The following is a 12,833-nucleotide window of genomic DNA, read 5'->3' as shown; positions in this document are numbered from 1 at the left end:
GGCGTGATTAGATCTAGTTAAGTTATTTAAAACGAGAAAGGGCCTTTCGGCCCTTAGTGTTGCAGCAAGTAACACATTCTTTTTATAGGCTAAAGTCGACAGCGTAGGCTACATAAGCTTTAACATCTGAGCCGTCCATGTCGTTATCAGATAGGCCAAAGGTAAAACCATCTTTAGACACTGATACACCATAATCAATAATATTGTCATCACCGATGAAATCGCCTGAGTAATGCCCTATGTGTAGCGCCATTTCAGTGCCATTGCTACCAACAGCGAAGCTGTAATCGGCGTTTAAATACAGTGAATCACCAAAATCAGTACCATCACCACTGGCAGCAGATGTTGCAAGTACGGCTGCACCAAATGTAAAACCTTGCACACTAATGCTACCGTAAACTTCTGAAAAATCTGCATCGGCACCTGATGCCGCATCTGGGTAAGCGTAATAAATATAACCTACGTCATAACTTACGTTTTCATTAATAGCGCCGCCAAAACCGGCGTATAAGTCTAGTTCGTAGGTCATTTCATCGGCCCAAGACGCATTTGACGCCCACGTACCTGCATAAAATCCAGATTCATTAGCGTAATCAATACCGCCAGATACAGCTGCATCGCCCCCAGTTTGCTCTTGTCCGCGCCATAAGTAGTTAGAAGTAGCGGCTGCATTGGCTGTTACTTCGGCAAATGCAGTAGTTGATGTCATTCCTGTTAATGCCAATGCACCGATGAGTATTGTTTTTTGTAGTTTTAGCATGTTTCATTTCCCATTGTATGATTTTGCACGCCAAGGTTTTTTATTATAAACGACTACAACCTTTTGAACGGCGGCGTATTATTACGTTACTGCAGGGGGAATTGCACTGTATGTGCCAGCTTCCATTTATTTAATAAAAAATAAATTTTATATTATAAAACAAGGTGTTGAAGTTATGCGCAAAGACGCTTAGTGAAAAGTATGTAAGGAAAGAACACACTGCTGGTGCAAAAAAAAGCCTGGCTGCACCATTAGAGCGCTACCAGGCTATCTATATTAGGATCTATTGACCTTTGAAAATTTAACCTTGAAAGGTCTACAGACCCTAACGTTAAGCTAGTTTATTAAAGCTAATTGCGTTTGATATACGTTTTAACCAAAAATGGTACGCATAAGTGTAATTGTTTCGTTTACACTACGGCCTTTTTGTACTTCGCTAATAATAGAGTCACGTTTAGCACGAATATGCTCTGGGATGTCATCAGCAGCAAGTGCGCGGTCCACTAATATTTCAGCCGATTCTTTGCCGCGGCGTGGCGCTTTACTGCTGCTAGAAGTGCTACGTGTAGGTTTATTTAGTAGCTTAATGTAGTTAGAGTTATCTGCAGTATTCGTATCTGCATAATAAAAAAAGCAAGGTATTAGCGCTTTTATATCCACTAACTGAGTTTCTAGTTCATTACCTGCATTGGCCATTTTAAACCATGACATAGCGTGAATGCTTTGTACTACATCTTGCCAGTAACGCTCAAAGTCACGGTTATTTAATTTGGTGATACCAAGTGCGGAGCAAAGTGCATCTAAGCGACTGTTACTAATCGGTGTAAATACATCAGGGCGGCGCATTGCTAATAAACGGGTTGCAGGCGCTATTGTTGGTTTTTCATCACTGCCATTAAATGCACTCAAGTAAGCAATTACAAATTGTTGGTAATTACTTTGCGCTACATCACCCTCAAGTGGGATATTGCTCAGGGCATCGTCAAATGCACCTGGCAAGTCAGCCAACATCTGGTGAAAGCCTTTAGCACTTTTTGTAGAGGCAAACCATTCTACATCAAAGTTATAAGTACTCGGGTCGAGTGACGCCATATGCTTACCGCTAAAAGCGAGTAAGTCTTCAGGGATCATGTCTTTTAATGGTTGTTCACGTAGGCCTGAGATATAAGCAGTTAAACGTAATTGCTCATCAAGTGCCACCAGTTCTTTATGTTGATCTACAAACATACTCACTACTGGCCAAGGTGCTACCCGTAATGTTTTTAACTGTAAAAAGCTAATGGCTGAAATAAGTTGGTCATGCAGCTTTTTTAATAGTGGTAATTGTTGGGTTTCGAGTAAGTCGTAATTAATACGGTCGCGGCTTGCACTTAATAGCTCATAACACCAACCTAAAAAGTCTTCTGGATGGTTTTCCACTTTCACAGCCATCAGGTTTAGGCTTAGCTCTGAAGATTGCTTCAGAATATTTTGATAAATTTGACTTTCTTGCTCGCCTAATGCCATTTTTGACGGTGAAATTAGCAGTTTCTTCATGCCTTGTAGACTCTCCGGTTAGATATACTTTTTAGTCGCTTTATTTTAGCTTATTTAGGCTAAATACAACAGGGGCGCGCATCATACCGAACAATTGCATCAATGTAATCAGGAGCATGAATCTTTAAGTTTATTAAAGTGAGCCTTCAAAACCTGATTTAGAAAGAGAAGAGCTATAGTTAATACATTTTTTATTTATTTAACAATGCTTTTGGCGCTAACTCCCGCTATGATAAGAACATTATTTGCACGTTTGAAAGGATGATCATGAAAACCTTATTTAAAGTTATTGGTGTCATATTATTGCTATGCATAGCGTTAATTGTTGCTGCACCATTTTTAATTCCTACTGATACCATTTTTAATAAAGTGTCTGAGCAGGTAGAAAAAACAACCGGGCGAACATTAACGATAAAGGGCGATAAAACCCTCAGTGTATTTCCTGCATTAAAGCTGGAGCTTAATGATGTGCATTTTGCCAATATGTCCAGTGGCTCTCGCGCTGATATGGCAAGTATGCAGCAACTTGCCGTTCATATTCCTTGGCTTTCATTACTCGGTGGCGAACTAAAGCTAGAAAAGTTTGTCATTAATGAGCCTGATATTTTGCTAGAAACCGATAAAAGCGGTAAAGCTAACTGGCAGTTATTTGATGCAGTGGCCAAGCAACCTGAGCAGCAAACTCAATCGGGTGAGGCAGTCAAACTACCTGAAAACTTTGATATTCAATTAGGTGAAGTCGCTATTTATGGCGGGTCGTTTACATATTTAGATGGTCAAACGGGTGCTAAACAACAAATTAGCGATTTAGAACTGGCTATATTACTGCCTTCACTGCGCAAACAGCTCGAAGTCAAAGGGGCTATTACTTATATGCAAGAGCGATTTGAGCTTGATGTAAAACTTGATACTCCAGCAAAAGCGATTGAAGGTGCCCCATTTAATGTAAAGCAAACGCTTAACTCACGTTTAGTCGATTTAACGTTTGATGGCAGCATAGCCAAACAAGGCCAAGATATTAAAGGATTATTAGCACTTAACGGTGATTCAGTTAAAAATATTGCTAACTGGCAAGGGGTTGACTTAAACGCTAAAGACAATGCGTTTAATGCCTTTAGTATCAATACCCAAATGCACTTGCTCAGTGAGGAGTTTAACCTAACAGAATTAGTTGCAACGCTCGATGCTCTCGAGATTAAAGGTAAAAGTAAGGTGAATCTAGGCAGCCGTTTAGCGGTTAATGCTGATATTGACCTAGGGATGCTTGATTTAAATCCTTACTTACCAGAAACCGTAGCTAAAAAAGAAGCCCCAGTAAAAGACGAGTCTAAGCCTGCAGAGCCAATAGTGTGGGATGATACTAAAATTGATTTAAGTGGCTTAAGTGCATTAGATGCAAATGTGATTGTTCGTTCAAGTGGTTTAAAAGCTAACGACATTAAACTAGGCGCTAATCAGTTTACTATGGCACTTAAAAATAGCATTGCTAAATTAAGTTTAGATAGCTTTGCGGCTTATGAAGGAACAGGTAAAGGGGTGGTGACTATCAATGCTCAAAATACCCCTTATAAAATAGCAACCAACTTCGATTTAGATAAAATAGACGCACAGCCATTACTTAGCGATGCTGCAGGCTTTGATAAGCTAATGGGCAAGGGCTCTTTAAGTTGGAATCTAACCACGGCAGGGCAAAGCCAAAAAACGTTTATTAACGCGCTTAATGGTAAGCTAGGGTTCAAGTTCGCGGATGGTGCCGTTAAGGGAGCAAACGTAGCGGAAATGGTGCGTAAGGGTAAAGAGCTAGTTAAAGGCAACTTTAATGCCGTGTCTGAGGGATTAGATACAGGATTTGAAGAATCTGAGAAAACCGATTTCTCTGCACTTTCTGGTAGTTTTAACTTTACCAATGGCGTAGGCAAAAATACTGATTTATCGTTGATCAGCCCTTTAATACGCATTTCAGGTGAAGGAGACGTTGATTTACCGCAAACGCTGGTTAACTATCGACTAGTAACAGGCGTCGTGGACTCTATTGAAGGTCAAGGTACAACCGATGACAGTACTGGCTTTAAAGTTCCTTTACGCATAAAAGGCCCGTTTCATGACGTGAATATAAAGCTTGATGTAAGCAATGCTTTAAAAGATGAAGCTAAGCAAAAGCTTGATGATGCAAAAGACAAAGCTAAAGATAAAATTAAAGACAAATTAAAAGGTTTGTTTGGCTAATTTTAATTACTGATATAAAACAAGGCATCAACAAGATGCCTTGTTTGTTTTATAACCACCTGTAAATTAGATAAATAGCATAGAAAACCTCGTTTTAATTTAGCATCCCTATTAAATTAATTAAAAAATAACCTACCACTCCCCCCTCAATGCTGATACAATTGCCCGCCCTTAAGAGACATCTAGTATGTTTTTTGAGTGGAATTCAATCGAAATGTCTTGATTTTAAACAAATTTAAGACAAGTTGTAATTACTACACCGGAGGTCATTAACATGATCCAAATGCAAACTCAGCTGGAAGTTGCTGATAACAGCGGCGCTCGCAAAGTGCAGTGTATAAAAGTCCTTGGTGGTTCACACCGTCGCTATGCAGCGATTGGCGATATCATTAAAGTTTCTGTAAAAGAAGCGATTCCTCGCGGTAAAGTGAAGAAAGGTGATGTTAAAAACGCGGTAGTTGTGCGTACCAAAAAAGGCGTTCGTCGTCCAGACGGTTCATTGATCCGTTTCGACAGCAATGCGGCTGTTATCTTAAATGATAACTTGCAGCCTATTGGTACTCGTATTTTCGGCCCTGTGACTCGCGAACTTCGTAATGAAAAGTTCATGAAAATCGTTTCACTAGCCCCAGAAGTACTGTAAGGAGTCTATCATGGCAGCAAAAATCCGTCGTGATGACGAAGTAATCGTACTAGCAGGTAAAGACAAAGGTAAGCGCGGCAAAGTGCTTTCAGTTGTAACCGAGTCTGGTCGAGTATTTGTCGAAGGCATTAACTTAATCAAGAAACACCAAAAGCCGGTTCCACAGTTGAACCAAGCTGGCGGTATTGTTGAGAAAGAGGCGTCTATCGACGTATCAAACGTTGCGATCTACAACTCGGAAACGAGCAAAGCAGATCGTGTAGGTTTCAAGATTGAAGATGGTAAGAAATTACGTATCTTTAAATCTACTGGTAAAACTATCTAATAGTTGGAGTAGAATGATGGCGAAACTGCATGAAGTATATAAAGACAAAGTAGTTGCTGAACTTCAAGAGAAGTTTGGTTTCAGCTCTGTCATGCAAGTCCCTCAGATCGAGAAGATCACATTAAATATGGGTGTGGGCGAAGCCTTAGCTGACAAGAAGATTTTAGATAACGCTGTTGCGGATCTAGAAGCTATCTCTGGTCAGAAACCTTTAATCACTAAAGCACGCAAATCTGTTGCTGGCTTCAAAGTGCGTGAAGGTTACCCGATTGGTTGTAAAGTAACCCTACGCGGCGAGCGTATGTGGGACTTTTTTGAGCGTTTGGTTTCAATCGCTATCCCACGTATCCGTGACTTCCGTGGTGTGAGTGCTAAGTCTTTTGATGGACGCGGTAACTACAGCATGGGCGTACGTGAACAAATCATCTTCCCAGAAATTGATTATGATAAAGTAGACCGTGTACGCGGTATGGATATCACAATCACTACATCTGCGAAATCAGATGAGGAAGGCCGTGCGTTGTTAGAAGCGTTTAACTTCCCATTCAAGAAATAAGGGTAGGGTTATGGCAAAGAATTCTATGAAAGCGCGCGAAGCAAAGCGCACTAAACTAGTTGCTCAGTACGCTGAAAAGCGTGCAGCACTAAAAGCTATCATCAGTGATGTTAATACATCTGAAGATGATCGTTGGGACGCGGTACTTAAGCTACAAGCTTTACCTCGTGATTCTAGCCCTGCACGTCAACGTAATCGTTGTAACATTACGGGCCGCCCACATGGTTTCCTTCGCAAATTCGGCATGAGCCGTATTAAAGTTCGCGAAGCAGCTATGCGCGGTGAAATTCCTGGCCTTAAAAAGGCTAGCTGGTAATAGAATCATGGGAGTAAGACTATGAGCTTGCAAGATCCTATCGCGGATTTATTTACACGAATCCGTAACGGTCAGTCAGCGAAGAAAGTATCTGTAACGATGCCTAATTCGAAACTGAAAGTAGCAGTAGCTAATGTATTAAAAAATGAAGGTTACATCGCAGACTTCTCAGTAAGTGGTGATGTAAAACCTGAGCTTTCTATCGAGTTAAAGTACTTCGAAGGCAAAGCTGTTATTGAAAATATCCAGCGTGTAAGTCGCCCTGGTCTACGTATCTATAAGAGACGTGACGAATTACCAAAGGTAATGGGTGGTTTAGGTATCGCTATCGTATCAACTTCTAAAGGCCTAATGACAGACCGCGCAGCACGTAGTGCAGGCGTTGGTGGTGAAATCATTGGTTTTGTAGCTTAATCGGAGGGGAACTATGTCTCGCATAGCAAAGGCACCAATAAACGTTCCTGCCGGTGTAGAAGTTACATTAAAAGGCCAGGAAATCACAGTTAAAGGCAAAAACGGTGAACTTACTCGTACTATCAACGATGCAGTTGAAGTACAAGTTAACGACAACGTTATTACAACTTTACCTCGTGAAGGCGTAGCCAATGCATGGGCACAAGCAGGTACTGCTCGCGCTCTAATCAACAACATGGTTGTTGGTACGCATGAAGGTTACGAGAAGAAACTTCAGTTAGTAGGTGTTGGTTACTGTGCTGCAGCTAAGGGCAAAGTTTTAGACTTAACTCTTGGTTTCTCGCACCCAGTTAATTTCGCAGTTCCTGAAGGAATTACGATTGAAACTCCAAGCCAAACAGAAGTTCTAGTTAAGGGCGTAGATAAGCAGTTAGTTGGTCAAACAGCTGCTAACATTCGTGCATACCGTAAACCTGAGCCTTATAAAGGTAAAGGTGTTCGTTATTCAGATGAGAATGTACGCCGTAAAGAGGCTAAGAAGAAGTAAGGTAAGACGATGGATAAAAAAACAGCTCGTCTACGTCGTGCTAAACGCACTCGTAGAAATTATATTGAACAAGGCACAACGCGTCTTGTTATCCACCGCACGCCACGTCACATTTACGCTCAAGTTGTAAACGCTGAGGGTAATGTACTGGCTGCTGCTTCTACTGTTGAGAAAGCTATTAGCGAAACAGTTAAAGGCACAGGCAACGTTGCAGCTGCACAAGCAGTTGGCAAAGCGGTTGCTGAACGTGCGGCTGACAAAGGCATCGAAAAGATTGCTTTTGATCGCAGTGGCTTTAAATATCACGGCCGTGTGAAGGCGCTAGCTGATGCTGCGCGTGAAGCCGGTTTGCAATTCTAGGAGTAGACAATGGCTAACGTAGAAGCAAAGCAACAACAGCCTGATTTAGCTGAAAAGCTAATCGCGGTGAACCGTGTGTCTAAAGTAGTTAAAGGTGGTCGTATCTTTAGCTTTACTGCACTAACTGTAGTTGGTGATGGCGCAGGTAAAGTAGGTTTCGGTTATGGTAAAGCACGTGAAGTTCCAGCTGCTATTCAAAAAGCAATGGAAAAAGCACGTCGTAACATGATCAACGTAGACCTAAATGGCAACACATTACAGCATCCTGTTAAAGGACGTCATGCTGGCTCACAAGTGTTTATGAAACCAGCATCTGAAGGTACTGGTATCATTGCAGGTGGTGCTATGCGTGCAGTACTTGAAGTGACTGGTGTGCAGAACGTACTTTCTAAATGTTACGGTTCTACTAACCCGATCAACGTTGTACGTGCAACGATCTCAGCTCTTGAGAACATGAATTCTCCTCAGTCGATCGCTGCAAAACGTGGTCTTCGAGTAGATGAGATTTTGGGGTAAACCATGGCTAATAAAACTGTAAAAGTAACACAAGTAAAAAGCTCTATCGGTCGTTTACCGAAGCATAAAGCTACATTACGCGGTCTTGGTTTACGTCGTATCAATCACACTGTTGAGTTAGAAGACACAGCATGTGTACGTGGTATGATTAACCAGGTTTATTACATGGTTAAGGTAGAGGGGTAATTCGATGCATTTGAATACACTTTCACCTGCTGCAGGTTCAAAAACTGCTCCAAAACGTGTTGGTCGTGGTATCGGTTCTGGTCTTGGTAAGACTGGTGGCCGTGGTCACAAAGGTCAAAAATCACGTTCTGGCGGTAAAGTACGCGTTGGTTTCGAAGGCGGTCAAATGCCTATGCAACGTCGTCTACCTAAGTTCGGTTTCACTTCTCGCAAATCATTAGTATCTGCAGAAATTAACCTATACGAAATCGCTAAAGTTGAAGGCGATGTGGTAGACCTAAGCGCGTTACAAGCAGCTGGTCTAGTTAAAAAGAACGTTCAGTTCGTTAAAGTTGTTAAATCTGGCGAAGTTTCACGCGCTGTTACCGTTAAAGGCCTTAAGGCTACTAAAGGTGCACGCGAAGCTATCGAAGCTGCCGGAGGCAAGGTAGAAGACTAAGGAAGTACTAATGGCTAAACCAGGTCAAGATACACAAAGTGCACAAGGTGGACTTTCGGAATTGAAGCGCCGATTACTCTTCGTATTGGGTGCTATCATAATTTACCGTCTAGGTTCATTTGTGCCGATCCCTGGGATTGACGCCGCTGTACTTGCCGATTTCTTCGAGCAACAAAAGGGCACCATTGTTGAGATGTTCAACATGTTTAGCGGTGGTGCGCTTGAGCGAGCTTCAGTGTTAGCACTGGGTATCATGCCGTATATCTCGGCTTCGATTATTACGCAACTATTAACGCATATGTATCCGCCGTTTATAGAGCTTAAGAAAGAAGGTGAGCAAGGGCGTAAAAAGATAAGCCAGTACACACGCTACGGCACGCTTGTGCTTGCTACTATCCAATCAATCGGTATTGCCACAAGCTTACCGGGCATGATGAACGGGTTAGTTGTTAACCCAGGTATAGGATTCTACTTCACCGCTGTGGTGAGTTTAGTAACCGGTACTATGTTCCTTATGTGGTTGGGCGAACAGATAACAGAACGTGGTATCGGTAACGGTATCTCAGTTTTAATATTTGTTGGTATTGTAGCTAACCTGCCGTCTGCTATTGGTTCGACAGCCGAAATGGCGCGCCAAGGTGATTTGAATGTTTTTGTACTGTTGATGGTTGCGGTTATAGTATTCGCTGTTACTTATCTTGTTGTATTCTTTGAACGTGGTCAACGACGTATCGTTGTTAACTACGCCAAACGTCAACAAGGTCGTCAAGTATTTGCTGCTCAAAGCACGCATTTACCTCTGAAAGTAAATATGGCGGGTGTTATTCCACCAATCTTCGCTAGCAGTATAATTCTGTTCCCTGGTACAATTGCAAGCTGGTTCGGCCAGGGTGAAGGTCCGGTTGCTGATGTGCTACAAGCAATTGCTACAACGTTGACTCCAGGTCAGCCTTTGTATGCAATGGTTTTAGCTGCGGCTATCATCTTCTTCTGCTTTTTCTACACAGCGTTGGTTTTTAACCCGCGTGAAACGGCAGACAACCTGAAAAAATCTGGCGCATTTATCCCAGGTATTCGTCCAGGTGAGCAGACATCTAAATACATTGATAAAGTGATGACACGCCTGACATTGGCAGGTGCTTTGTATATAACCTTTATCTGTCTGGTGCCCGAATTCATGACTATGGCATGGCAAACGCCATTCTATTTCGGCGGTACATCAATTTTGATTATCGTTGTAGTAATCATGGACTTTATGGCACAAGTACAGACGCATCTGATGTCACATCAGTATGATTCTGTGCTGAAAAAAGCGAACCTTAAAGGCTACGGTCGATAAGGTCAGTTTACGGAGTTGAGCAATGAAAGTACGTGCTTCCGTTAAGAAAATATGCCGTAACTGTAAAGTTATTAAACGTGCTGGTGTAGTACGCGTAATTTGCAGTGAGCCTAAGCATAAGCAAAGGCAAGGCTAAGTAAACAGTCGTGCAGGCTGAGGTTTCTCGGCCTGTGTTTTTAGTTGTGATTTGGTCTTCGTTTGAGTATCCTTACGGGCTTTTCAAACAGATGATTACCAAATTCAAATATAGGAGATGTGTTAGTGGCCCGTATCGCTGGCATTAACGTCCCTGATCATAAACATGCAGTTATTGGTTTAACAGCTATTTATGGCATAGGTAAGACTCGCTCTAAGGCTATCTTAGAAGCGACTGGTATCGCCGAGACCACAAAAATCGGTGAACTTTCAGACGAAACACTTGACGTATTGCGTGAAGCAGTTGGCAAGTACACTGTAGAAGGTGACCTTCGTCGTGAAGTTACTTTGAATATCAAGCGCCTTATGGACCTTGGTTGTTTCCGTGGCCTACGTCACCGTCGCTCTTTACCACTTCGTGGTCAAAGAACAAAGACTAACGCGCGTACCCGTAAGGGTCCTCGTAAGCCTATTAAGCGATAAGGGGATAGTAAAATGGCTAAGACACCAATTCGTCGTAAAAAGGTTAAAAAGCAAGTTGCTGATGGTATGGCTCATGTTCATGCGTCTTTCAACAACACTATTGTAACGATTACCGACCGTCAAGGTAATGCACTATCATGGGCTACTGCCGGTGGTTCAGGTTTCCGTGGTTCACGTAAATCTACTCCATTTGCTGCTCAGGTTGCTGCAGAGCGTGCAGGTACTGCTGCTCAAGAATACGGTTTAAAAAATCTAGAAGTTTTCATCAAAGGTCCAGGTCCAGGTCGTGAATCTGCTGTACGTGCTTTGAATGCTGCTGGTTACCGTATCACCAACATTACTGACGTGACGCCAATACCACACAATGGTTGTCGTCCACCGAAGAAACGTCGCGTTTAACAATAGGTTAGGAGAAATAACATGGCAAGATATTTGGGCCCTAAGCTCAAGCTGAGTCGTCGTGAAGGTACTGACCTGTTCCTTAAGAGCGGCGTAAGAGCTATCGACTCTAAGTGTAAACTTGAGACTGCACCTGGTCAGCACGGCGCTCGTAAAGGACGCTTATCTGATTACGGTTTACAATTACGTGAAAAGCAAAAAGTACGTCGTATCTACGGTGTATTAGAAAAGCAATTCCGTAACTACTACAAAGAAGCTGCTCGCCTTAAAGGTAATACAGGTGAAAACTTGTTACAGCTTTTAGAGCAACGTTTAGACAATGTTGTATATCGCATGGGTTTTGCTAGCACACGCGCTGAAGCACGTCAGTTAGTAAGCCACAAAGCGATTCTAGTTAATGGTCGTGTTGTGAACATTCCTTCATACGTAATTACTCCAGAAGATACTGTTGTAATCCGTGAGAAGTCTAAGACACAAGCACGTATCATCGCTGCTCTAGAGTTGGCTGAGCAACGTGAAAAGCCGACTTGGGTTGAAGTTGACGGTAAGAAATTGGAAGGTAGCTTCAAGCGCCTACCTGAGCGTTCAGATCTGTCTGCGGACATTAATGAACAACTAATCGTCGAACTTTACTCTAAGTAAAGTTAAGAGTTAAGAGAGGATAAAATGCAGGGTTCTGTTACAGAATTTCTAAAACCAAGGTTAGTCGATATCGACGCTATAAACCCAACGCGTTCTAAAGTAGTTTTAGAACCACTCGAGCGTGGCTTTGGTCACACTTTGGGTAATGCCTTACGCCGTATACTGTTATCATCTATGCCTGGATGTGCAGTAACTGAAGTTGAAATCGACGGTGTATTGCATGAGTACAGCGCGAAAGAAGGCGTACAAGAAGACATCATTGAAATACTACTAAACCTTAAAGGTCTAGCGGTAACGTTAGAAGGCAAAGATGAAGTTTTTCTGACCCTGACTAAATCTGGTGTAGGCCCTGTGACTGCGGCAGATATTCAGCACGATGGCGATGTAACAATTGCTAACCCAGATCATGTTATTTGTAATTTAACTACAAATAACAGCGAGATCAGCATGCGTATTCGTGTTGAGCGTGGTCGTGGTTATGTGCCGGCATCTAGTCGTTTATCCTCTGATGACGATGAGCGTCCAATTGGTCGATTGCTGCTTGATGCATCATTCAGCCCAGTTGAACGTATTGCGTACTCGGTTGAATCAGCCCGTGTTGAGCAACGTACAGACTTAGACAAGTTAATCATTGATATGGAAACAAACGGCACTTTAGATCCTGAAGAAGCGATCCGCCGTGCGTCTACTATCTTAGCTGAGCAACTAGATGCATTCGTAGATTTACGCGATGTAACTGAGCCAGAAGAGAAAGAAGAGAAGCCAGAATTCGATCCTATTCTACTTCGTCCAGTTGATGATCTTGAACTAACAGTACGTTCAGCAAACTGTTTGAAAGCCGAGCAAATTCAATATATCGGTGATTTAGTTCAGCGCACTGAAGTTGAGCTTCTTAAAACGCCTAATTTAGGTAAGAAGTCTCTAACTGAAATAAAAGACGTGCTAGCTTCACGTGGTCTTTCTCTAGGTATGCGCCTAGAAAATTGGCCGCCTGCAAGCCTAGCTGAATAA

General features: G+C 42.4%; 19 protein-coding genes. 17 read left to right on the top strand and 2 right to left on the bottom strand.

What is annotated here, in order from left to right; genetic code table 11:
* Positions 1–82 precede the first annotated feature (82 nt).
* Positions 83–760: a TorF family putative porin gene (locus PTET_RS14605; protein WP_016899323.1), complete on the bottom strand. Its 678-nt coding sequence runs from the start codon at positions 758–760 to the stop codon at positions 83–85.
* A 372-nt stretch (positions 761–1,132) separates the two neighbouring features.
* The gene (locus PTET_RS14600; protein WP_016899322.1) at positions 1,133–2,296 is read right to left on the bottom strand and encodes a hypothetical protein; all 1,164 of its coding nucleotides are present in this window, start codon (positions 2,294–2,296) and stop codon (positions 1,133–1,135) included.
* 267 nt (positions 2,297–2,563) lie between these two features.
* Here PTET_RS14600 and PTET_RS14595 point away from each other — a divergent pair, with 267 nt between their 5' ends.
* The 17 genes from PTET_RS14595 (at position 2,564) to PTET_RS14515 (ending at position 12,833) form a co-directional block, all read left to right on the top strand.
* Entirely contained in the window at positions 2,564–4,522 is a 1,959-nt protein-coding gene (locus PTET_RS14595) for an AsmA family protein (RefSeq protein WP_096038822.1), read from the top strand.
* Positions 4,523–4,796: 274 nt separating this feature from the next.
* The gene (rplN, locus tag PTET_RS14590) at positions 4,797–5,165 is read left to right on the top strand and encodes a 50S ribosomal protein L14 (protein ID WP_008115397.1); all 369 of its coding nucleotides are present in this window, start codon (positions 4,797–4,799) and stop codon (positions 5,163–5,165) included.
* A gap of 10 nt (positions 5,166–5,175) precedes the next feature.
* The gene (rplX, locus tag PTET_RS14585) at positions 5,176–5,490 is read left to right on the top strand and encodes a 50S ribosomal protein L24 (RefSeq protein ID WP_004589210.1); all 315 of its coding nucleotides are present in this window, start codon (positions 5,176–5,178) and stop codon (positions 5,488–5,490) included.
* A 16-nt stretch (positions 5,491–5,506) separates the two neighbouring features.
* The gene (rplE, locus tag PTET_RS14580; RefSeq protein ID WP_010392500.1) at positions 5,507–6,046 is read left to right on the top strand and encodes a 50S ribosomal protein L5; all 540 of its coding nucleotides are present in this window, start codon (positions 5,507–5,509) and stop codon (positions 6,044–6,046) included.
* 10 nt (positions 6,047–6,056) lie between these two features.
* Entirely contained in the window at positions 6,057–6,362 is a 306-nt protein-coding gene (gene rpsN, locus PTET_RS14575) for a 30S ribosomal protein S14 (protein ID WP_006794245.1), read from the top strand.
* A 21-nt stretch (positions 6,363–6,383) separates the two neighbouring features.
* Positions 6,384–6,776, top strand: coding sequence for a 30S ribosomal protein S8 (gene rpsH, locus PTET_RS14570; RefSeq protein WP_016899320.1), 393 nt, complete (start codon positions 6,384–6,386; stop codon positions 6,774–6,776).
* Between the two features lie 13 nt (positions 6,777–6,789).
* The gene (gene rplF, locus PTET_RS14565; RefSeq protein ID WP_096038821.1) at positions 6,790–7,323 is read left to right on the top strand and encodes a 50S ribosomal protein L6; all 534 of its coding nucleotides are present in this window, start codon (positions 6,790–6,792) and stop codon (positions 7,321–7,323) included.
* Between the two features lie 9 nt (positions 7,324–7,332).
* Positions 7,333–7,683 carry a 50S ribosomal protein L18 gene (gene rplR, locus PTET_RS14560; protein ID WP_008115388.1) on the top strand — a complete coding sequence of 117 codons (351 nt, stop codon included), beginning with the start codon at positions 7,333–7,335 and terminating at the stop codon, positions 7,681–7,683.
* Positions 7,684–7,692: 9 nt separating this feature from the next.
* Positions 7,693–8,199 carry a 30S ribosomal protein S5 gene (gene rpsE, locus PTET_RS14555; RefSeq protein WP_008115387.1) on the top strand — a complete coding sequence of 169 codons (507 nt, stop codon included), beginning with the start codon at positions 7,693–7,695 and terminating at the stop codon, positions 8,197–8,199.
* A gap of 3 nt (positions 8,200–8,202) precedes the next feature.
* The gene (gene rpmD, locus PTET_RS14550) at positions 8,203–8,385 is read left to right on the top strand and encodes a 50S ribosomal protein L30 (RefSeq protein WP_008115384.1); all 183 of its coding nucleotides are present in this window, start codon (positions 8,203–8,205) and stop codon (positions 8,383–8,385) included.
* A 4-nt stretch (positions 8,386–8,389) separates the two neighbouring features.
* A complete protein-coding gene (gene rplO, locus PTET_RS14545; protein ID WP_013466073.1) occupies positions 8,390–8,824 on the top strand; it encodes a 50S ribosomal protein L15 in 435 nt (144 codons plus the stop codon).
* Positions 8,825–8,834: 10 nt separating this feature from the next.
* Positions 8,835–10,163, top strand: coding sequence for a preprotein translocase subunit SecY (gene secY, locus PTET_RS14540; protein ID WP_016899319.1), 1,329 nt, complete (start codon positions 8,835–8,837; stop codon positions 10,161–10,163).
* A 22-nt stretch (positions 10,164–10,185) separates the two neighbouring features.
* Positions 10,186–10,299, top strand: coding sequence for a 50S ribosomal protein L36 (gene rpmJ, locus PTET_RS14535; RefSeq protein ID WP_002959476.1), 114 nt, complete (start codon positions 10,186–10,188; stop codon positions 10,297–10,299).
* 125 nt (positions 10,300–10,424) lie between these two features.
* The gene (gene rpsM / locus PTET_RS14530; protein ID WP_008115377.1) at positions 10,425–10,781 is read left to right on the top strand and encodes a 30S ribosomal protein S13; all 357 of its coding nucleotides are present in this window, start codon (positions 10,425–10,427) and stop codon (positions 10,779–10,781) included.
* A 12-nt stretch (positions 10,782–10,793) separates the two neighbouring features.
* Positions 10,794–11,180, top strand: coding sequence for a 30S ribosomal protein S11 (gene rpsK, locus PTET_RS14525; protein WP_002959471.1), 387 nt, complete (start codon positions 10,794–10,796; stop codon positions 11,178–11,180).
* A gap of 21 nt (positions 11,181–11,201) precedes the next feature.
* Complete coding sequence (rpsD, locus tag PTET_RS14520) at positions 11,202–11,822, top strand: 30S ribosomal protein S4 (RefSeq protein WP_002959461.1); 621 nt, start codon at positions 11,202–11,204, stop codon at positions 11,820–11,822.
* A 24-nt stretch (positions 11,823–11,846) separates the two neighbouring features.
* Complete coding sequence (locus tag PTET_RS14515; RefSeq protein WP_008115371.1) at positions 11,847–12,833, top strand: DNA-directed RNA polymerase subunit alpha; 987 nt, start codon at positions 11,847–11,849, stop codon at positions 12,831–12,833.

Origin of the sequence: Pseudoalteromonas tetraodonis, from assembly GCF_002310835.1 — a bacterium.
GTDB lineage: Bacteria > Pseudomonadota > Gammaproteobacteria > Enterobacterales > Alteromonadaceae > Pseudoalteromonas > Pseudoalteromonas tetraodonis.
This window is presented reverse-complemented; position numbering and strand designations above follow the sequence as displayed.